This is a genomic window from Arthrobacter sp. 01N442 (assembly GCF_056399345.1).
Genome location: NZ_JBFTRD010000006.1, coordinates 207,600 through 228,137 on the forward strand (window position 1 = coordinate 207,600; position 20,538 = coordinate 228,137).

Consider the following 20,538-nt stretch of genomic DNA (forward strand, 5'->3'; position numbering starts at 1 on the left):
TGTGCACGCAGCGCTGAGCCTCAAGCAGGCACGGCGGATCGCACTGGCAGCCCAGGGATTGGACAAGGTCCGGCCCGCCGCACCCGTTAGCGCACGGGCGGTGGGCCGGACTTTTGCCCGCCTGCACCTGGTCCAGATCGATTCCGTCAACGTGCTTTCGCGCAGCCACTACCTGCCGTTCTTCTCCCGGCTCGGGAACTACGACCGGGCGATCCTGCACCGCATGGCGGGGACCCACCCGCGCCGGATGATGGAGTACTGGGCGCACGAGGCCAGCTTCATCCGGCCCGAGCATTTCCGCGACCTCGTGCTGTGGCAGAACCGCAAATGGGTGGGCGCCCATGCCATGGATCCGGAACTGCGCAGCTCGGTGGCGCAGCAGGTGCTGGCAGCGCTCGCCGCGGGCCGGCCGCTGACCGCCGCCGAACTCACGGCCAGGATCGGCCACGTCGAGGACAAACCCAAGGACAACTGGGGATGGAACTGGAACGCGGTCAAACGGGTCCTCGAGCACCTCTTCGAGGAAGGCCTGGTCTCGGCCGCGTCCCGGACCGAGTCCTTTGAACGCCGCTACACGCTGACCTCGAGGATTCTGGCCGCCGAGGTTTCCGCCGCGCAGGAACCAGCCGACGGAGCCCCGGAGCCGGATGCGGCGGAGGCCATGATCCGGCTGATCGACGCGGCGGCGCAGGCGCACGGAATCGGCACCGTACGGTGCTTTGCCGACTACTTCCGGAGCCCGCTACGCGCCGCCGCCACCGCGGTGGAGCACCTCGTGGACGCGGGGCGGCTGGAGCCGGTGACGGTGGCCGGTTGGAACAGACCGCTGTACCGCCACGCCGACGCCGGGTTGCCCCGCGCCGCCAACGGCCGCGCGCTGCTGAGCCCCTTCGATTCGCTCGTGTTCGAACGGCGCCGGCTGGAGGAACTGTTCGGCTTCCACTACCGGCTGGAGATCTACACCCCCGAAGCCAAGCGCCGCTACGGCTACTACGTGCTGCCCTTCCTGTTGCGCGACGAAATCGTGGCCCGCGTCGACCTGAAAGCAGACCGGGCGACCGGCAGCCTGCTCGCCCGGGCAAGCCACGCCGAGCCCGGCGCGCCGGCCGACACCGCCGTCGAACTCGCCGAGGAACTGCAGCTCATGGCAGAGTGGTTGGAGCTGGACCGGATCGTTGTCGCCCCCGTGGGGGACCTGGCGCCCGCCCTTGGGCAGGCCGTGGCCGGCCTGCATCCGCTCTGAGGGAACAGGCGCGTTCCGCCCTGCGTCTCTCCCGTAGACTAAACACGCCGGAATTCGGCAGCTTGAGACTGGGAGCAATTTCACGTGGCATCACTTATCGAAAAACTTCTCCGCACGGGTGACAAAAAGACCCTGCGGCAACTGCGGAACTATGCCGATTCCATCAATGCCCTGGAAAGCTCCTTCCAGACCTTCACCGACGCAGAACTGCGCGAAGAGACGGACCGTCTCCGGGCCCGCCACGCCGACGGCGAGAAGCTCGACGACCTGCTGCCCGAGGCCTTCGCGGCCGTCCGCGAGGCCTCGTCGCGCACCCTGGGGATGCGGCACTTCGACGTCCAGTTGATGGGCGGCGCCGCCCTGCACCTGGGCAACATCGCCGAAATGAAGACCGGTGAAGGCAAGACCCTGGTGGCCACCGCTCCGGCCTACCTGAATGCGCTCACCGGCAAGGGCGTGCACGTCATCACCGTCAATGACTACCTCGCGGAGTACCAGTCGGACCTGATGGGCCGCGTGTACCGCTTCCTCGGCCTGAGCAGCGGCTGCATCCTCGCCAACCAGGACCCCGCCGTCCGCCGCGAGCAGTACGCCTCGGACATCACCTACGGCACCAACAACGAATTCGGCTTCGACTACCTGCGCGACAACATGGCGTGGGACAAGTCCGAACTGGTCCAGCGCGGCCACAACTTCGCCATCGTCGACGAAGTGGACTCCATCCTCATCGACGAGGCCCGCACACCGCTCATCATTTCCGGACCGGCCCAGGGCGACACCAACCGCTGGTACAGCGAGTTCGCCAAGGTGGTGCTGCGCCTGCAGCCCGAGACCGACTACGAGGTCGACGAGAAGAAGCGCACCGTCGGCGTCCTCGAAGCCGGTATCGAGAAGGTCGAGGACTACCTCGGCATCCACAACCTCTACGAGTCCGCGAACACCCCGCTGATCGGCTTCCTGAACAACGCCATCAAGGCGAAGGAACTCTTCAAGCGGGACAAGGACTACGTCATCCTCGACGGCGAAGTGCTGATCGTCGACGAGCACACCGGCCGCATCCTCGCCGGCCGGCGCTACAACGAGGGCATGCACCAGGCGATCGAAGCCAAAGAAGGCGTCGAGATCAAGGCCGAAAACCAGACCCTCGCCACGGTCACGCTGCAGAACTACTTCCGCATGTACGACAAGCTCGCGGGCATGACCGGTACGGCCGAAACCGAAGCCGCCGAGTTCATGAGCACCTACAAGCTCGGCGTCGTCGCGATCCCCACCAACCGGGACATGCAGCGCATCGACCAGCCGGACCTGGTCTACAAGAACGAGACCGTGAAATTCGACGCCGTGGTCAAGGACATCGCCGAACGGCACGAAAAGGGCCAGCCCGTCCTGGTCGGCACCACCAGCGTCGAGAAGAGCGAGTACCTCTCCCGGCTGCTGGCCAAGGAAGGCATCCGCCACGAGGTGCTGAACGCCAAGAACCATGCCCGTGAGGCCTCGATCGTCGCGCAGGCCGGCCGCAAGGCTGCCGTGACGGTCGCGACCAACATGGCCGGCCGCGGTACCGACATCATGCTCGGCGGCAACGCCGAGTTCACCGCCGTCGCCGAGCTGGCCAAGCGCGGGCTGGACCCGGAGGAAAACTCCGAGGAATACGAGGCCGCGTGGCCTGCCGCCCTTGAAGCCGCCAAGCAGTCCGTCAAAGACGAGCACGAGGAAGTCCTGGGCCTCGGCGGGCTCTACGTGCTCGGCACCGAGCGGCACGAATCCCGCCGCATCGACAACCAGCTGCGCGGCCGCTCCGGCCGCCAGGGCGACCCCGGCGAATCCCGGTTCTACCTCTCGCTCACCGATGACCTGATGCGACTGTTCAATTCCGGTGCGGCCGAGCGGCTGATGAACAGCTCGGTGCCGGACGACGTCGCGCTCGAGTCGAAGCTTGTCTCCCGCGCCATCGCCTCGGCCCAGGGCCAGGTGGAAGGACGCAACGCCGAACAGCGCAAGAACGTCCTGAAGTACGACGACGTCCTGAACCGCCAGCGCGAGGCGATTTACGGTGATCGCCGGCGGATCCTCGAGGGTGATGACCTGCACGAAAAGGTCCAGTACTTCCTCGAAGACACGATCACCGCGTTCATCGACGAGGCCACGGCCGAAGGTACCGGCGATGACTGGGACTTCAACCTGCTCTGGTCCAACCTGAAGACCCTGTACCCGGTGAGCTTCTCGCCCCGCGACGTGATCGACGAGGCCGGCGGGAAGTCGCGGATTACCGCCGAGTTCCTGAAGGAAGAGATCCTCTCCGACGCGCGCCTGGTCTACCAGGCCCGCGAAGAGATGATCGGTTCGGAAAGCATGCGTGAGCTTGAGCGCCGCGTGGTCCTCTCCGTGATCGGCCGCAAGTGGCAGGAACACCTCTACGAGATGGACTACCTCAAGGAAGGCATCGGCCTGCGGGCGATGGCCCAGCGCGATCCCCTAGTCGAGTACCAGCGCGAGGGCTTCATCATGTTCCAGGCCATGATGGAGGCCATCCGCGAGGAGAGCGTCGGCTTCCTGTTCAACCTGGAGGTTGAGGTGACCCCCGCGGAAGACGTCGTGGTGGCCGACGCCGCGGGCCAGCACACGGAGCACCACGAGCCGCAGATCCATGCCGCTGGCCTGGAAGCGCCGGAGAAGCCCGCCCAGCTGCAATACACGGCGCCGGGCGAGGACGGCGCGGCCCAGACCCGGGTCGAGGCCAAGTCCTCCGGCCGGTCCGGCAACCCGGCGAAGGCCGCGCAGGAGTCGCCACGCCGCGCCAGCAAGAAGAAGCGCCGCTAGGCAGGAAGCACCAGAGCAGGGCCGGAACGACAGTTCCGGCCCTGCTCTTTTTATCCTTTCCTCCTTTCCCGAAATCCTGGCGCGAATCCCTCAGCCGATCTCCAACACGGTGACCCGCCAGACCAGCCTGCTGCGTTCCAGCCGCAGGGCGACGGCGCGGACGCGTAGCTCGTCCGACACCACGGCACTGGCCTCATAGACGTCCTCGGACACCTGGCAGGCGCGGACCGAGCGGACTGCCGGATTCCGGTGCAGGCGCCCGGCCGTGGGCGAAGTGCCCGAGGCGACGCGGCGGGTCAGTGCGGCCCGGTGCTGCAGCGCGGCCAGGCAGCGCTCGTCGAGCCGGCGTGCGAGCTGCTGCGCGGGCCGGGTTCCGGCAAGGACCTCGACGGCAGCCTGCACCGTCGACCGGCAGATCGCGCACACCTCGCGGTCCTGGTCCACCAGCCGCAGCGCCGGAGCGGAAGCGCCTGGCGACGGAGGACGCGGAGTGCGGAAAGCGACGGTCCGCGGACCCGGCGGCGCCAGCGGGAGGTGGACAGCGGCGCCTGCGCGGATACCGGTCATGGGACTCATGGTTCTTCCTTTGCTGTCGTTGATGCGTTCCGGGGTTACTTGATTCAGGCTGTGGGCGGCATCCGAAGGACTTGCCCGGGAAACAGCAGGCCGGGGTCGGCGCCGATGACGTCCCGGTTGGCCTGGTAAAGCCGCGGCCATGCCAGGGCGATGTCGACGTCGGATGCCAGCGGCCCGAGCTCGGCTGCGCACAGGCTCCACAGCGAGTCCCCGGACCGGACGGTGACCTCTGCCCTTGCCGACGGCTCCTGGCCGCGCCGAGGGGCTGGCGCCAGGGATCGGGCATCCACCGGCGCCGGCGCCGGCGTCCAGTGCGGATCGAGGCCGAGGCTTCGGGGCCCGGCCGTGGGGCGGGGACGGCCCGGCTCGCTGGCAGAAGGACGGGCCGGCGTGGGAGCCGCCGGTCCCGGCCCGGCAGTGGCCACTCCGGCCCCGCCGGGGATCCACTGCGCAGAGACAGCGGCAGCAGGCGTCGGCGCCGGGTCTGCCGGATCCGGGCTGGCGTGGGCCAGCGGCGCAGCAGCGAGCTGGAGTCCCAAGGCGGCCAGGGCCAGCCGGCGCATGAAGGCCGGGCTGAACTTCCCTGCCGCTTCGGCGGAACGGCGGCTGCCGCTTCGCTCGAGCACTCCGGCCCCGAAAGCGATCACGAAGGACAGTGCCCACCAGACGACCACGATTAGTCCGGCGGTGTTGGCGGCGGCCCCGATCTGGTCCTCGAAGGACGCTGACTGGCGTCTCGCGGCCGATAAATGCAGGCGCTGGGCGAGCTGGGCACCTGAGCCTGCAAGGAAAACTCCCAGCACGAGTATTGCCGTGGCCATCGCCGCGTCCGCGCCCAGTCCGCGCCAGTGCCCGGCACCGGAGAATTTCCTGGTTCCCACAACTGCCTCCTCCGCGGGCAACCCCGCTCGTCTTCCGGACAGCCGGCCCGCAGAGCCTCCCGCCATCCTCTTTGATGTTGTTTGATGCAGTTTGATTTGTTTAAAGCGAGTTTGATCCTCGAAGCAGCCATTTGTCTAGGGCCCTCCGCCGAGAATGTGGATTGACCGCCGTCCGGGGCCGCGCCTACGCTGGCGCCATGCGTTCGGACGAGCTGTTTTCAGACCTGGAGGCGCAGCTTGCCGCCGGGGAGCGCCTGGATCTGGACGCGGAGATAGGAGAGCGGGCACGGGTGGATGCGGCCGCCGTCGAACTGGCGGACCGGCTCCGGGGCTCGCTTGGCCGGCGGATCAGCGTCCACCTGATCTCCGGGACCGTGTGCGAGGGCACCCTAAGCCACGCGGGCAGCCAGTGGCTGGTGCTAGACGAAGAACGGCACCAGGTCCTGATTCCCTACGCTTCGGCTGTGCGCTATGCCGGACTCTCGCGGCTGGCTGTAGGCGCGGGCACGGCTGTCCGGCAGCGACTCGGACTGGCCAGTGCTCTGCGGGGGCTGGCGCGCGACCGTGCCAACCTGGCCGTGATGGTGTCCCGCGGGGCAGCGGGGGAATCCGTCCTGCATGGCGTCATCGACCGGGTGGGGCGGGACTTCCTTGACCTCGCGGTCACCCCTCCGGGGGAGGAACGGCGGCCCGCGAATGTCAACGGCGTGGCCACCATTCCCTTCGGCGCCCTCTCCGGGCTCCGATCAGTACGCAGCGCCGACGGCTAGTCGCAGCGACTCAGCGGCCCTTGGCCTTGGCTTCGTCGATCATCCGGCTGGCCTCCGCGTAGCGCTCCTGGATGTACTGCTCAAGCATGGTTTCCTCGACCCGCCACTGGCCGCGGCCGCCCACCTGGATGGCCTTGAGCTGGCCGCTGCGTACCAGGGCATAGGCGGCAGGCGAGTTGATCTGGAGCTGCTCGGCTACGTCGGCGAGGGTCAGGAATCGGGGCATGCCACCATTTTGCCACCGGTGGTGGTGTTTGGGGACGTTATCCACAATTTGCTGCTGTTTGTCTTGGCATCTTCCCGCGGGGCCGCCGATTCGTGAGAATAGGGGTGTCCGCGCCCGTGGCACGGGCTGCGACTACGGGGGGAGCAGGACGCATGAGCGTGAGCACGGTGACCGGTGGCGCACGGTTGAAGAAGCCCTCGTGGAAGGATCCGCGGCTCCTCATCGGAATCCTGCTGGTGCTGGCATCCGTTGTCGGTGTTGTCTCGATCGTCGCGGCGGCGGACCGGACGACGGAGGCCTACGCCGCCAGCGAGCCGATCGCCGTCGGAGAGAAGCTCTCCCCGGACAAGCTGCACCGGGTCAAAGTCCGGCTGGGCGACATCGAACAGCAGTACTTCACCCCGGAGTCGGGCATGGACGGCGGCCTGGTCGCCGTCCAGCGCATCGGCAAGGACCAGCTCCTGCCGCGAGCAAGCTTCGGCACGCGGGACTCCCTGGACCGAAAACCGGTCGCCATCACCATTGACGAGGCGCTGCCGTCGCAGGCGGTCGCGGGCTCACGGGTTGATGTCTGGGTGGCGCTGCCGGACACCCGCAACGGTTTCAGCGAGCCCACGCTGTTGCTGCCCGGCGCCGAGATTGCCCAGCTTACCCCTGGGAGCACCGCGCTGGGGTCACAGCGGTCCACAGTGGTGATGGTCCTCGTGCCGGACGGGCAGATGCCCAAACTGCTGGGAGCGCAGGCTAACAAAGCCAAGATCTCCGTCGTCTGGAATCCGGGAGGCACGCCCTGATGGGCATCCCGGTAGTCACCGTGGGCCGGACGCGGGACGACCTGGTTGGCGGCCTCGAGCGGCTTCACGGCCCGGTGTCCGTGGTGAGGCGCTGCAGCGAACTCGCCGAACTGCTCGCCGCGTGCCAAACCGGCCTGGCCCGCGCCGCCGTCGTCGCCGAAGGCAGCGGTGGGCTTACCGCTTCGCTGGTCGACCGCCTCTCAGCTGTGGGCGTCGCCGTGGTGGCATTGACCGACAGTCCGGAGGAATCGGCCCGGCTTCGGGGGATCGGTGTGACCGCGGAGGCTTCCGACGTCGAAGCAGCCGCGCTCGCGGCCCTGATCGCCGGCGCCGTGGCGGAGCTGGGCGGAGTCCGGGCCGGCACAAGTGGCTTCGCGGACCCGTCCGCGGCGCTCGGCGCGCCCACGGGCGCCTCGGCAGCGACGGAAACGGATGGCCGCCGCGCCGGCTCCGGCCCCGCAGCCCCCGGCGGCCCCGCCGGCCGCGGCCGTGCCGTGGAACCGGACACTGCCACGGGGACTGGCACGATCATCGCCGTCTGGGGTCCGGCCGGGGCGCCCGGCCGTACGCTGGTGGCCGCCAATATCGCCGGCGAGCTTGCGGCGGAGGGCAAGTCCGTATTGCTGGTGGATGCCGACAGCTACGGCGCCAGCATCGCGGCGGTGCTGGGGCTGCTGGATGAGGCGGCCGGGCTCGCGCAGGCCTGCCGGCTGGCGGACCAGGGCTTGCTCGACGGCGCAGCCTTGCTCCGGATCGCGGCCCCGGTATCGATCCGCGCCGGTACCTTCCGCGTCCTGACCGGCATCACGCGCGCCGACCGCTGGACCGAACTTCGGGCGGCGGCCCTCTCGCTGGTTTACGAGCGGGCCCGCGAGATCGCCGAGGTGACCGTGGTCGACGCCGGTTTCTGCCTGGAGGCGGACGAGGAGCTGAGCTTTGACTCGATGGCGCCGCGGCGTAACGCCGCCACGCTGCGCACCCTGGAGCTGGCCGACGTTGTGTACGCCGTCGGTGCCGCCGATCCGGTGGGGGTCCCGCGGCTGGTGCGCGGACTCGCCGAGCTGGACGCTGCCGTCCCGGGAGCGTGCCCGCGGGTGGTCCTAAACAAGGTGCGGACCTCCGCCGTCGGACGCTCCCCGGAACGTCAGCTGCGGGAGGCCTGGGCGCGATACGGTCCGGCGGCGCCTCTGGAAGCCTTCCTCCCGTCCGATCCCGCCGCCTGCGATGCAGCCTTGCTGGCCGGTTCGCTGCTGCTCGAGAGTGTGCCGAACTCTGTCCTCTGCGCGGCCATCAGAAATCTTGTTTGTGCACCTGTCCAGCAAAATCGCAGATCCTCTGTCCTTTCTCCCACAGCAAAGCTCCGGCTAAGAGGCTAGGCTCGCCATGAGGGCTGCAACGGTGCGGCCGTGAACTTTTTTGATGGAGGCGTTTGTCGATGTCGTCTGGGTCCAGCGTGGAGGATCAGCCCGTTTCGATTGGTGCCAACGAAGGCTACTTCGGGGACTACTACGAACATCTCGCCGAGGAGGACGCCCGCGCCTACGGCGACGACGTCCTGACCGAGCGGTCCCAAATGCACCTGCAGGTGGCCGCCACCCGACAGCCCGGCGTGGCCAACATTTCGATCTCCGACGAGGCCGAAGCCAGCGTTGTCTACATCGTCACCGATGACATGCCCTTCCTGGTCGACTCAGTCAACACCGAACTGGTCCGGCAGAAGTCCCCGATCCACCTCGTGATCCACCCGCTCTTCGTCGTCACCCGCAACCGCGAGACCGGCAGGCTGGTCAAGGTTTCCCGGGTCCCCTCGCACCTGGGGATCTCCAGCGGCGACACCGCAGCGATGCCCAACCTGTCCCACCTGATCGCCGAGGGGGACAACGCCTCGCACATGGAGTCGTGGATCGCCGTCGAAATCGAACGGGTCGACGACGCCAAGCGGCAGCAACTGATCGAGGGCCTCACCCGGGTGCTCGGCGACGTCCGAGCCGCGGTCGAAGACTGGCCGAAGATGCGCAACAAGGCGCACGAGATTTCCGATGACCTCGACAAGGTCGCCGACGCCGGCCAGATCGCAGAACTCCGCCAGGCGCAGGAACTGCTCCGCTGGCTGGACGATGGAAACTTCACCTTCCTCGGCTACCGCGAATACGACCTGAAGACCGAATCCGGCGAGGACGTGCTGGAACTCCGGGAGGACAGCGGCCTGGGGCTGCTGCGCAACGGCGCGGACACCCGCCACCAGATCCAGCACCTGACCGAAACCGGCCGGAAGAAGGCGCGCGAGAAGAGGGCGCTGGTGATCACCAAGGCCAATTCCCGCTCCACCGTGCACCGCTCGGCCTACCTGGACTACATCGGCGTCAAGAGCTTTGACGCCGCCGGCAACGTCAACGGTGAGCGGCGCTTCATCGGCCTGTTCGCCACAACCGCCTACGCCGGCTCCGTCCGGGACATCCCGGTGGTCCGCGAAAAAGTCGACGCCGTGCTGCGGGACGCGGGTTTCCCGCCGGACTCCCACTCCGGCAAGGACCTGCTCGGCATCCTCGAGACCTACCCGCGCGATGAGCTCTTCCAGATCGAAGTCCCGGACCTGGCCGCCATCACCACCGGCATCCAGCGGCTGCAGGAGCGGCGCCGGACCCGGCTGTTCCTCCGCCCGGACATCTACGGCCGGTTCATGTCCGCCCTCGTCTACCTACCCCGCGACCGGTACACCACCAACGTGCGGCTGCGTATCGAGAAGGAACTGCGGGAAACCTTCGACGCCGTGTCGATCGACTATGAGGCCCGGATGACCGAATCCGCCCTCGCCCGGCTGTTCTTCCGGATCCGGCTGCCCAAGGACGCCGACGTCAGCCACGTCAACAGCGACGAGCTGGAGAAGCGCCTGGTCCGTGCCGCCCGTTCCTGGAGCGAAGGCATCGCCGAGGTGCTGCGCGCCAGGGCCGGAGCCGACGGCGAAAACGGCGCCAAGGAACTCGCCGGCGTCTGGGCCGAGGCGTTCCCGGCCAGCTACCGCGTCGACTACGAAGTCGAAGACGCCCTTGAAGACATTGCCCGCTTCGAGAAGTACGGCGCCGCCGAGCGCACCGGCGAGCCGGGCGGGGAGCGGCCGGGCGTGCACGTCTACCTGCCCCAGGGCGCCGGCGCGACCCTGGAGGAGGATGCCCGGGTTAAGCTGTACATGCTCGAGCCCAAGAGCCTGAGCCAGATCCTGCCGTACTTCCACAACCTCGGCCTCGAGGTCCTGGACGAGCGCCCCTTCGAGATCGAAACGGCCGACCACCGCGACTTCTTCCTGTACGACCTCGGCCTGAAGTACCCGGCCGGGGTGGACCCGGAGCGCACCGGCGGCCTGCTCGGCGAGTCCTTCGGCGCGGCCGTGTCCGGGGTCGTGGAATCGGACAGCTTTGACCGCCTGGTGCTGCGCGAGGGCATGCACTGGCGCCAGGTGATCGTGCTGCGCGCCTACGCCAAGTACATGCGGCAGATGGGCAACACCAACTCCTTCGAATTCATGGCGGACACGCTGCTGGCCAACCCGGACGTGGCCCGCGGCCTGAACGCGCTCTTCGCTGCCCGTTTCGACCCCGCGCTGCCGGAGGGCGACCGCGAACAGCGCCAGGAACAGGTCGTCGCCAGCCTGGACAAGGCCATCGAGCAGGTGGCCACGCTCGACGCCGACCGGGTGCTGCGCACCTTCAAGAACCTCATCCAGGCCACGCTCCGGACCAACTTCTACCAAAACAAGACGCACGTCAGCTTCAAGCTGGACCCCTCCGGCATCAACGGACTGCCGTTCCCGCGGCCGATGTTCGAGATCTGGGTCTACTCGCCCCGGGTCGAGGGCGTGCATCTGCGCTTCGGCAAGGTGGCCCGCGGCGGACTCCGCTGGTCGGACCGTCGGGAAGATTTCCGCACCGAAATCCTGGGCCTGGTGAAGGCACAGACCGTCAAGAACGCCGTGATCGTGCCGACCGGCGCCAAGGGCGGCTTCTACGCCAAGCAGCTTCCGGACCCCACGGTGGACCGCAACGCGTGGATGGCTGAGGGTATCGAGAGCTACAAGACCTTCATCAGCGGTCTGCTGGATCTCACCGACAACCTGGTCACCACCCCGGAGGGCGAGCGGCTGGTGCCCCCGGCCGACGTCGTGCGGCACGACGGCGACGACTCCTACCTCGTCGTCGCGGCCGACAAGGGAACCGCCTCCTTCTCCGACATTGCCAACGGCCTGTCCGCCGAGTACGGCTTCTGGCTCGGCGACGCGTTCGCCTCCGGCGGCTCCGTCGGCTACGACCACAAGGCGATGGGCATCACGGCCCGCGGAGCCTGGGAATCGGTCAAGCGCCACTTCAGCGAGCTGGACCTGGACACGCAGGCCGAACCGTTCACCGTCGTCGGCGTCGGCGACATGTCCGGCGACGTTTTCGGCAACGGCATGCTGCTCTCGCGGCACATCCGGCTGCTCGCCGCATTCGACCACCGGCACATCTTCCTGGACCCGAACCCGGACGAGGCCGCCTCGTTCGCCGAGCGGCAGCGTCTCTTCGAGCTTCCCCGCTCCTCCTGGGACGACTACGACAAGTCGCTGATCAGCGAAGGCGGCGGCGTGTTCGCCCGACAGGCCAAGTCCATTCCCGTGTCCCCGCAGGTTCGGGCTGCGCTGGGCCTGCCGGAAGGCACCACCCGGCTCAGCCCGCCGGAACTGCTCCGTGCGATCCTGCTGGCACCGGCCGACCTGCTCTACAACGGCGGCATCGGCACCTATGTCAAGGCGAGCACCGAGACCAACGCCGAGGTTGGCGACAAGGCCAACGACGCCATCCGCGTCGACGGCCGCGAGTTGCGGGTCAAGGTCGTCGGCGAAGGCGGCAACCTGGGCATGACCCAGCGCGGCCGGATCGAGGCCGCACTGCAGGGCGTCATCCTCAACACGGACGCCATCGACAACTCCGCCGGCGTGGACTGCTCCGACCACGAGGTCAACATCAAGATCTTCGTGGACCGCATGGTCGCCGCCGGCAAGCTGGACCCGGCCGAGCGCGCGGACTTCCTCTCCTCGATGACCGACGAGGTCGGCCGTCTGGTGCTCGAGGACAACATCGACCAGAACATCCTGCTGCTCAACGACCGGATGCGGGTTGCCGAATGGAGCCCCAGCTACGAGCGGCTGATGGACTGGCTGGAGAAATCCGCCGATCTCAAGCGTGAACTGGAGGCACTGCCCACCACCGAGACGCTGCGCGAGCGCCTCGAGCAGGGCCAGGGGCTGACCTCGCCGGAACTGTCCGTGCTGGCCGCCTACGCCAAGATCGAACTCGCGACCGCGCTGCGCGACAGCGACCTCGCGGAGGACCCCTGGTTCCGCGAGACGCTCCGGGCCTACTTCCCGAAGCAGCTGCGGGAACGGTTCGACGCCGAACTCGACACCCACCCGCTGCGCCGCGAAATCATCGCGACCGTCGTCGCCAACGACATGATCAACATGGGCGGCATCACCTTCGCGTTCCGCGCCATGGAGGAAACCTCCGCCACCGAGGCCGCCGTGGCCAAGGCGTTCGTCGCCCTCCGTGAGGTCTACGAGCTGAACATCATGGTCGCGGAACTGAACGAGCTGCCGGCGTCGTTCCCGACCGAGCACTGGAGCACCGTCCACCTGGACATCCGCAGGCTCCTCGACCGCGCCGTCCGCTGGGTCCTGAGCCAGGGCAACGCCGCGCGACCGATCGCCGAGATCGTGGCCGAGTTCAAGCCGCTGATGGATCCGATGCGTGCCCGGCTGCTGGACTACCTGCGCGGCGACGACCGCGAGCGGGTATCCCAGTGGCTCGAAAAGGCCCGCAGCTGGGACCTCCCCGAGGACCTGGCGCACCGCTGGGCCGAATTGTTCGAAAGCTTCGTGCTGCTGGACATCGCCAAGATCGTGCACGTCAGCCCGGAGCCGGTGGAGAACATCGCGCACGTCTACTACACCGTCTTCAACCGCTTCCACGCCGATTCGCTGCTCGAGCGCATCACCAAGCTGCCGAGGAAGGACCGCTGGCAGGCCCTGGCCCGTGCGGCCCTCCGCGACGACCTGTACTCGACCGTCTCGGACATGACGACGGCGGTCCTGGAAGCGACGCCGTCGGACATGCCGGCGGAAGAGCGGCTCGTGGCCTGGGAGGGCCAAAACGTGGAGCAACTGGGACGGGCGAAGAGCATGTTCGACGAAGTGAACGCCCTCGAGGCCGATGACATGGCCTCGCTCTCGGTAGCATTGAGGCTCTTGAGGTCAATCGTCCGACGCTAAGGGCTGCCGGCCCCGCGTCGCAAATGGAGGTGCTGTGGCAATCTTTACGGACCCTATCAGGGAGCATGCTGACTTCGGGCCGGGGGATGCCGAGTGGCTGCACCTGCTCGTGGGGGACTGGCAGATGGTCGCTGACCTTGCCTTTGCCGACCTCGCCCTGTGGTTTCCGCACCCCGAGCTTGGCTACGTGGCGCTGGCCCACGTCCGCCCCTCCACCACGCATACGGTGTTCCATGCCGACTTCGTGGGGGAGGGGATCCGCTCGGACCTGCTGAGGCTCGTGGACAAGGCCTGGGAAAGCCGCACCATCGAACGCTCCAACGAGACCAACTGGAGCAGCGACATGGCGATGCGGGTCGAGGCCGTGCCGATGGTCCGCAACGGCCGGACGCTCGCGATCGTGACCTCGCACATGGACCTGTCCAGCTCCCGAATGCCCTCGCGGCTCGAACTGACCTACCGGCAGTGCGCCTACGACCTGCTGCGGATGGGCACCCTGGGGCTCTGGCCGGATTTTGCCTCGCCCACCGGCTCCCGCCGCGGCGCACCGCGCGTCGGCGACGGCCTGATCCGGCTCGACGCCGAAGGGATCGTGCAGTACGCGAGCCCTAACGGCGTCTCCGCCTTCCGCCGGCTCGGCGACGGCGAGTCGCTGGAGGGCCGCTCCCTCGCGGAAGTCACGGCGGGCCTGCTGCGGGACCGGCGGATGGTGGACGAGACCCTGCCCCTGGTGGTCACCGGGCGCATGCCGTGGCGCAGCGAGATCGAGTCCCGCGGCGTCAGCCTGTCGCTCAGGGCGATTCCTTTGCGGGACGAACAGCAGCGCTTCGGCGCCCTCGTGCTGTGCCGCGACGTCTCCGAGCTCCGCCGGCGGGAGATGGAACTCGTCACCAAGGACGCCACCATCCGCGAGATCCACCACCGGGTCAAGAACAACCTGCAGACCGTCGCGGCGCTGCTGCGCATGCAGTCGCGCCGGATGGTCAGCGACGAGGCCAAGCAGGGACTCGAACAGGCCATGCGCCGGGTGGCGACCATCGCGCTGGTGCACGAAACACTGTCGCAGGGTCTGACCCAGAGCGTTGATTTCGACGAGCTGATCGGGCGCCAGTTCCGACTCTCAGCCGAGGTGGCCTCGCCCTCGCAGCAAGTGAAGACCCAGCGCTCCGGTCTGTTCGGGGAGCTGCCGAGCGACTTCGCGACGCCGCTTGCCCTCGTCATCAACGAGCTCGTGACCAACGCCGTCGAGCATGGGCTCGAGGGAAGGGCCGGGACGGTGTGGCTGCTCGCCGACCGGTCCGAGAGCGAGGACGGAGACGAGCTGCTCACCGTGACGGTGGCGGACGACGGCGTCGGGCTCCCGGCCGGGTCTTACACCGAAGGACTGGGCCTGCAGATTGTGCGCACCCTCGTGACGAGCGAGCTCGGCGGCAGTATCCAGTGGAAGCCGCGGGAGGGCGGGGGAACCGCGGTGCAGGTGGTTCTCAGCCTCGCCGCCCGCTGAGCTTCACGCACACTCCCGGATTAAACGGTCAATGGCCTCGGACCAGTCGGTCCGAGGCCATTGCTATCCGTTGTTGCTATTGGTTCGCCCAGAGGCGGAAGTTTAGGACGCGCGGCGGGCGCGGGCTGCGCGGCGCTTCAGGGCCCGGCGTTCGTCTTCGCTCATGCCGCCCCACACGCCCGCATCCTGGCCGGATTCGAGGGCCCACTGGAGGCAGGTGTCCACAACGGGGCAGCGCCGGCAGACGCTTTTTGCTTCCTCGATCTGCAGGAGGGCGGGGCCGGTGTTTCCGACGGGGAAGAACAGCTCCGGGTCCTTGTCAAGGCACGCTGCGCGGTTACGCCAATCCATGCTGATCAGTAACTCCATTCCTGGGAATTCGTTAAATGCCCTTTGTGAAATTATTCACTAGAGGCTTCATAAGAAAGGGGCCCTGTGGGCCCCCTCGGTCATCTGGATTAAGCGTGTCATGTTAACGCCGTGTAAACAAGGGGTATTTGCGGAACAAATGCCGCCAAAACGTGAGCGATGCATCACATTGGCTGGCGGAACCCCCAATTCTGTTCGACTATGTCCGGTAGGGTGCCAGTGTGTCAAGACCCCCAGTGAACCCCGCCAATCCCGTCGAGCCGCAGCCCGAGGGTCCGGAAACCAATGGCCCGACTCCCGCTGCCGCCCCCCGACCTACCGGGATCAGCGTCATTTCGATCATCACGGCCCTGGAGGCCGCGGCGCTGCTGGTGGCCGCAGGCTGGTACGGATTCCAGCTGCTGACCGGCGCACCGGTCCTGTCCTTCTGGGGCGCAATCTTTACGCTCGGCCTGCTGCTGGCTTTTTCAGCCTGGCTTTTCGCCGTGAGCCTCTTCCTCTTCCGCGGGTACCGCTGGCCAAGGGCCGGCGCGCTGGTGGCCCAGCTATTCATGCTCACCATCGGCTTCCCGACCCTCACCGGCGGCTACCCCCTTGCCGGACTGGCCATGCTGCTGCCGGCGGCCCTTGCCATCATCCTGCTGTTCGACAAGCGCGTCATTGCCTTCGCGTCCCGTCCGGGCGGTTCAAGCCGGGCCCTCTAGGCCGGGCCCTCTAGGTCGGCCCGCCCGGCCAGCCCGGCCAGCCCGGCCTGCCGCGGCAGACCCTTCCGCCGCGGCCGGCCCGCGCGTGTTTCGGGACGGTCAAGGCTCCGGGGCCGCCAATTGCACCGCTGCGGGACAACCATCCAGTGGAACGAGTGCGCGGCCGGGCGGCGGGCTGGACTCGGCCTCGACCCGGACACCGAACAGTTCACCGTCCATCGGGCTCCGGGGGCCGATCAGGATCCAGCTGCCCTGGCCCCGGGCGTGGAGTGCCAGCGGGACGCGTTGCTGGACCGCGGGGTTGAAGCCTGCCGTCAGCACCACCGCCCAGCCCAGGCTATTGAGCTCCAGCAGCCTCAGGTTGGCGTCCGTGCCCAGGAGATCCGCGTCGTCCACCACCGCGACCGACCCCGGCTGGAGACATCCGCCCCGTGCCCGATCCAGGATGGCGGACCAATACCTGTCCGGATCCTCGTCCGCAGCTGGGCGCAGCCAGGATGCGGAAGGGTTGAGCCCCGGTAGCGCCCGAACGAGGGACGTCTTGCCCGCGCCCGGCCCGCCCAGGACAGCCAAGACTGCAGCCGGTGGCAGCGGGATGCCGACCGGGCCGAGTTCATCCCCGCCTACCCCGATCCAAAGGCGCGCGCCCTTCGCCGGGGGCGCAGGGTGAATGGTCTCCGGGCCGATCCGGGCACGGACTTCGGCCACGGTCACCCGCACTGGAAGCGGTTCAACCCGGAACGGCCGTAATGCGGGACGCTCGCGCGGAAGCCCGATGGGCCGCGGCCCCGATCCTGAAGCCGGCGGCTCATAGAGCTGGGCCGCATGCGGGGCCGTTTCGGCGAACGGACCGGCAACGGCCACCCTGCCGGGGATGGCCGGAAGGTCCGGTAGCCGTGGCCAGCCATACCGGCCTTCCTCCGTTGTTCCGGCGGGGAAGAAGATGCGGTTGGGAAGCGCCGCAAAAAACCGTGCGGCCACCAGTTCGCGTGCGCCGGAGACGACCGCGGTTACACCCGCGGCGGGACCGTCCCTGATGATGTCGTGAACGAGGTCCTCGGCCCACGCGAGGGGACCGGCCCGGAAGGCTGACATCCACGACCCCCAGTTCTCTATCACGAGGACCAATGCCGGGGCGTCCGATGCTCTTGCGGGAGCCAGCCGGCTGCGGACTTCCTCAGCCAGGCGTTCCAGGACCCGGACAGCCCGGCGCAGCTCATGGGCGCCGGCCCACCCGCCGACCCTGGGTGAGGCAGCTGCGCCGTGCAGCGAGCCATCCGCGTCGAGGATATACAGATGCGATTCGGCCGCGTCATCAAGTATCCGGTCCACAACATGCTCCAGGGCCTCTGCCGGTCCGGTCGGCATCCCGCTCGCGCCGCCTCCGATAAGGGCGAGGTGGCCGTGTCCGGGCGCGAACCAGCGGAGCTCACGCAGTCGCTGCTCCTCCGGCACATCAACCATCCCCAGCAGCACACCGGGCCGGGGTGCCGCTGTGCCGGTGTTCTGTCGCGGGAAGGGGAGCGACCGCGCCAGCGGTTCAGCCACCGGGCGGCGGGGGAGCGTGCAGCCGGGCTCTTCCCAGAGCCCTGCCGTCAGGCGGACCAAGGGCGCAGCGGTCCGCGCCGGAGCAATCTCGGCGGACCGCTGCAATCCGGCTCCGAGGGCGGCCCGCCCCTGCTCCAGCAGAGCCGCGGCCTCGGTGATGGTCACGACGTTGTTGCCTGCAGGCGGGCACGGGGGAGCCATGGTGGCGGTCTGGAATTCCTCTGGTTCGCCGCTGCCGCGTACCAGGTAGGCCCGCCCCGGACTTCCAAGCGGTATGGCGGCCGCGTGCCGTGAGTTCATGATGTCGGCGGACTCAAGGTCCGACTGGACCCTCAGCACGATGCTGCTGGTGACGTTGGCCCGGATGTCCGCGCTGAGCGCGCCTTGCGGCCGTTGTGTGGCCATCACCAGGTGGATTCCCAGGGAGCGCCCAATAACCGCAATCCGCATGAGCTCCCTTAGCGCCGCCGGGGCTTCCTCCACGAGCATCCGGAATTCGTCTATCACCAGCACCAGATGCGGAAGCACGGGCAACCCGGGGGTGGGCAGCGGGTAAGCGGCCAGGTCGGGCACTCCGGCTGAGGCAAGCAGTTCTTCGCGGTGACGCACTTCCGCGCGCAGCGAGGCGAGGCTCCGCTCCACCTCGTGGCTGGCCAAATCGGTCAGCATCCCGACGCAGTGCGGCAGGCCGGTGAACGGTCCCAGCCCGGAACCGCCCTTGAAATCGACGAAGAGCATAGTGACGAGGTCCGGCGGGTAGCTGGCTGCCAGCGCGGCCACGAGGGTGCGCAGGAACTCCGACTTGCCGGACCCGGTTGTCCCGGCCACGAGCAAGTGCGGGCCGTCCGCCTGCAGGTCCAGGTGCAGTGGCCCGGACGCCGCCCGGCCGACAGGAACGGACAGCCCGCGCGGAGACCGACCGCCGCCCAGAGCCCACCGCTCCTTCACCTCAGCGGCCGAAAGAGGCAGGAGATCGGAAAGGCTGCAATCGTGCGGGATGGGTGCCGCAGCGTTGTCCGGGTCGCTCTGCTGCCAGCCCGCGCGGCGGCAGAAGCGGTCGAAGACATCCTCCGGGACAAGGTCAGGGTCGAAGGAGGTTTCTGCCCGGCCGGAGGTGTGGACGGCTCGGCGCTCGCCGAGCACCACCGACTGGCCGTCAGCGGCCGGCTCGCCGGCGGAACAGTCAAGGACCTGCCAGCCGTTCCGGACCGCAGCGGAGCTGATCGCCGGGGTGCTTCCGGTTCCGGCGACGATGATCAGCACGCCCCGGTCACAGCCGGGTCCGGGACCGGCATCAAGCTGCGCGGCGGTCACCGGATCGCTGGCGGACAGGGCAACCCGGCCCAGGAAGCGGGCCGCGAGCGGCAAGGACGCGCTTGGGCCATGCAGTAGCACCCGGGTTCGGCGTGCACGGGGGTAGCTCGCAAGCTGCATGACCAGGAAACGGATCAGCCCCGCGAGGGAATCCGCCGGGCCACGGAGTCCGGTCGGCTCCGAAGGGTCCAAACACACCGGGACCGGGCCCACGGACGGGATACGGAACCCCGCCTCGTCCGGGTCCAAAAGGATTCTCGCGTCTGCCGGGGCCAGCCCAAGCCGCAGCCACACTGGCCCGGTTTCGGCGTCCGCACCGCCGCCTAATTCCGGTGCCCGGGCATCGATGACCAGATCGGCCGCAGACGGCGCGGCCCGCCGTCGTCGGTCGCGGTCTTCGTCAACTGCGGCGGCAACTGCCACTTTCAGTTCCCGACGCCGTCGTCGACTGGCCGCCGCCGGTACCAGCAGGGACACGGCCGGGAGAACGGAGAAAGCCAGGAACACCCAGGTTCCGGTGCCAATGGCAAGGGCAGCCCCCACGGCCAAGGGCAGGACCGCGGTGAGCAGGAGCGCGGCGCCATTTGCCGGGGACCCCGGACTGGGGATCCGCAGTGGCTCCGTCGTGTCGCCGCCGGCCTCGGCCCGGAATGGTCCGGAGCCCTCGCCCCGCCCTCCTGTGCGCCCGCCGCGGAAAACCAAACCCAGTGTCGACTGGCCGCAGCCGATGATGGCATCGCTTGAGATCCGTGCGCTGTCGGCCCGCTTGCCGTCAACGGTGGTTCCATTGGCGCTGCCCAGATCGGTCAGGGTGACGCCAACATCCGTGACCTCCAGCCGGGCATGTTCCCGGGACAGTTCAGGGTCGGGAAGCAGCAGTTCAGTCCCGGCGCGGCCCACGCGGTAATGTCCGCGGCGCAGCGGAAGCACCTTGCCGGCTCCCGGGCCGCTTAGGACGGCGAGAAGCAAGGCAGGGCCGGAGAATGAAGCGGCCACGGAGCCGCCGTCGGAGGCCCGACGGCAGTCCCCGCCGTCCACCAAGACTGCGCCGTTGACCAGCGGGGAGTGGCCGGCCGTCAGGCTGTTGATGGGAAATCCGTTGACGGTCAGCCCAAGCGTGCCGAACTTCCTGGCCATAGCCGCCTCCAGTTCAGACCCCGCGCAGCCTGCCGGCAGTTCGACGGAGAGTTCAACCGGTGCCCCCGCCAGCGCGGCGGCCGGCCCTCGGACCAGGGTGCACTGAAGCAACATCGCTTGGCTCCTTTCTGTGGACGGGCGGAAGAGGGACACCGGTTGCCCGCACTAAGCCCGCGTTAAGCCCGCGCTAAGCCCACGCTAGGAAGCGGCCCGTCCCCCGCAGCCCATCGAATCCGGCCATGTGGAAAAGAAGCCGATGTGGAAAAGATCCACCGCCGCAGCCGCACCGGGGCGCAGGAATTCACCTCCCGGCACTGCTGGCGGCACAGCGTGGCGGGCGCCGCGATTCGTGGG

13 protein-coding genes are annotated in these 20,538 nt (G+C 68.4%); 8 read left to right on the forward strand and 5 right to left on the reverse strand.

Features of this window, described 5'->3' with window-relative positions:
• The first annotated feature begins 1 nt into the window (after position 1).
• Entirely contained in the window at positions 2–1,243 is a 1,242-nt protein-coding gene (locus tag AC1DNC_RS13945; protein ID WP_476863123.1) for a winged helix-turn-helix domain-containing protein, read from the forward strand.
• An 84-nt stretch (positions 1,244–1,327) separates the two neighbouring features.
• Positions 1,328–4,063 carry a preprotein translocase subunit SecA gene (gene secA, locus AC1DNC_RS13950; RefSeq protein ID WP_476863124.1) on the forward strand — a complete coding sequence of 912 codons (2,736 nt, stop codon included), beginning with the start codon at positions 1,328–1,330 and terminating at the stop codon, positions 4,061–4,063.
• Positions 4,064–4,153: 90 nt separating this feature from the next.
• On the opposite strand, the gene AC1DNC_RS13955 is transcribed toward secA, so the two are convergent.
• Both AC1DNC_RS13955 and AC1DNC_RS13960 read right to left on the reverse strand, forming a co-directional pair.
• Entirely contained in the window at positions 4,154–4,639 is a 486-nt protein-coding gene (locus AC1DNC_RS13955) for an Rv3235 family protein (RefSeq protein ID WP_476863125.1), read from the reverse strand.
• Positions 4,640–4,683: 44 nt separating this feature from the next.
• Positions 4,684–5,520, reverse strand: a complete 837-nt coding sequence (locus tag AC1DNC_RS13960) for a LysM peptidoglycan-binding domain-containing protein (protein WP_476863126.1) — start codon at positions 5,518–5,520, stop codon at positions 4,684–4,686.
• Between the two features lie 197 nt (positions 5,521–5,717).
• On the opposite strand from AC1DNC_RS13960, the gene AC1DNC_RS13965 reads away from it, so the two are divergent.
• The gene (locus AC1DNC_RS13965; protein ID WP_476863127.1) at positions 5,718–6,290 is read left to right on the forward strand and encodes a hypothetical protein; all 573 of its coding nucleotides are present in this window, start codon (positions 5,718–5,720) and stop codon (positions 6,288–6,290) included.
• A 10-nt stretch (positions 6,291–6,300) separates the two neighbouring features.
• On the opposite strand, the gene AC1DNC_RS13970 is transcribed toward AC1DNC_RS13965, so the two are convergent.
• Positions 6,301–6,516: a helix-turn-helix domain-containing protein gene (locus AC1DNC_RS13970; protein WP_441402321.1), complete on the reverse strand. Its 216-nt coding sequence runs from the start codon at positions 6,514–6,516 to the stop codon at positions 6,301–6,303.
• Positions 6,517–6,668: 152 nt separating this feature from the next.
• Here AC1DNC_RS13970 and AC1DNC_RS13975 point away from each other — a divergent pair, with 152 nt between their 5' ends.
• Genes AC1DNC_RS13975 through AC1DNC_RS13990 form a run of 4 tightly spaced genes read left to right on the forward strand, consistent with a single transcriptional unit; the run spans position 6,669 to position 15,112 of the window.
• Positions 6,669–7,310, forward strand: coding sequence for a CpaB family protein (locus AC1DNC_RS13975; RefSeq protein WP_476863128.1), 642 nt, complete (start codon positions 6,669–6,671; stop codon positions 7,308–7,310).
• Positions 7,310–8,686 carry a CpaE/TadZ family protein gene (locus AC1DNC_RS13980; RefSeq protein ID WP_476863129.1) on the forward strand — a complete coding sequence of 459 codons (1,377 nt, stop codon included), beginning with the start codon at positions 7,310–7,312 and terminating at the stop codon, positions 8,684–8,686. The genes AC1DNC_RS13975 and AC1DNC_RS13980 overlap by 1 nt, the downstream gene beginning before the upstream one ends.
• A gap of 59 nt (positions 8,687–8,745) precedes the next feature.
• Positions 8,746–13,608 (forward strand): NAD-glutamate dehydrogenase, encoded by a 4,863-nt coding sequence (locus tag AC1DNC_RS13985; protein WP_476863130.1) that lies wholly within the window; start codon positions 8,746–8,748, stop codon positions 13,606–13,608.
• Between the two features lie 34 nt (positions 13,609–13,642).
• A complete protein-coding gene (locus tag AC1DNC_RS13990; protein ID WP_476863131.1) occupies positions 13,643–15,112 on the forward strand; it encodes a sensor histidine kinase in 1,470 nt (489 codons plus the stop codon).
• A gap of 102 nt (positions 15,113–15,214) precedes the next feature.
• On the opposite strand, the gene AC1DNC_RS13995 is transcribed toward AC1DNC_RS13990, so the two are convergent.
• Complete coding sequence (locus AC1DNC_RS13995) at positions 15,215–15,463, reverse strand: WhiB family transcriptional regulator (RefSeq protein WP_003804966.1); 249 nt, start codon at positions 15,461–15,463, stop codon at positions 15,215–15,217.
• Positions 15,464–15,702: 239 nt separating this feature from the next.
• Here AC1DNC_RS13995 and AC1DNC_RS14000 point away from each other — a divergent pair, with 239 nt between their 5' ends.
• On the forward strand, positions 15,703–16,185 hold the full coding sequence (locus tag AC1DNC_RS14000; RefSeq protein ID WP_476863132.1) for a hypothetical protein: 483 nt from the start codon (positions 15,703–15,705) through the stop codon (positions 16,183–16,185).
• A gap of 99 nt (positions 16,186–16,284) precedes the next feature.
• Here the strand turns inward: AC1DNC_RS14000 and AC1DNC_RS14005 are convergent, their stop codons facing one another.
• The gene (locus tag AC1DNC_RS14005) at positions 16,285–20,298 is read right to left on the reverse strand and encodes an FtsK/SpoIIIE domain-containing protein (RefSeq protein WP_476863133.1); all 4,014 of its coding nucleotides are present in this window, start codon (positions 20,296–20,298) and stop codon (positions 16,285–16,287) included.
• Between the last annotated feature and the right edge of the window lie 240 nt (positions 20,299–20,538).

Bases quoted from the DNA above. Each gene is read 5' to 3' on its own strand.
- AC1DNC_RS14005 (WP_476863133.1), bottom strand. From the start codon at position 20,298: ATGTTGCTTCAGTGCACCCTGGTCCGAGGGCCGGCCGCCGCGCTGGCG.
- AC1DNC_RS13965 (WP_476863127.1), top strand. From the start codon at position 5,718: ATGCGTTCGGACGAGCTGTTTTCAGACCTGGAGGCGCAGCTTGCCGCC.
- AC1DNC_RS13975 (WP_476863128.1), top strand. From the start codon at position 6,669: ATGAGCGTGAGCACGGTGACCGGTGGCGCACGGTTGAAGAAGCCCTCG.
- AC1DNC_RS13970 (WP_441402321.1), bottom strand. From the start codon at position 6,516: ATGCCCCGATTCCTGACCCTCGCCGACGTAGCCGAGCAGCTCCAGATC.
- AC1DNC_RS13955 (WP_476863125.1), bottom strand. From the start codon at position 4,639: ATGAGTCCCATGACCGGTATCCGCGCAGGCGCCGCTGTCCACCTCCCG.
- AC1DNC_RS13980 (WP_476863129.1), top strand. From the start codon at position 7,310: ATGGGCATCCCGGTAGTCACCGTGGGCCGGACGCGGGACGACCTGGTT.
- AC1DNC_RS13995 (WP_003804966.1), bottom strand. From the start codon at position 15,463: ATGGATTGGCGTAACCGCGCAGCGTGCCTTGACAAGGACCCGGAGCTG.
- AC1DNC_RS13985 (WP_476863130.1), top strand. From the start codon at position 8,746: ATGTCGTCTGGGTCCAGCGTGGAGGATCAGCCCGTTTCGATTGGTGCC.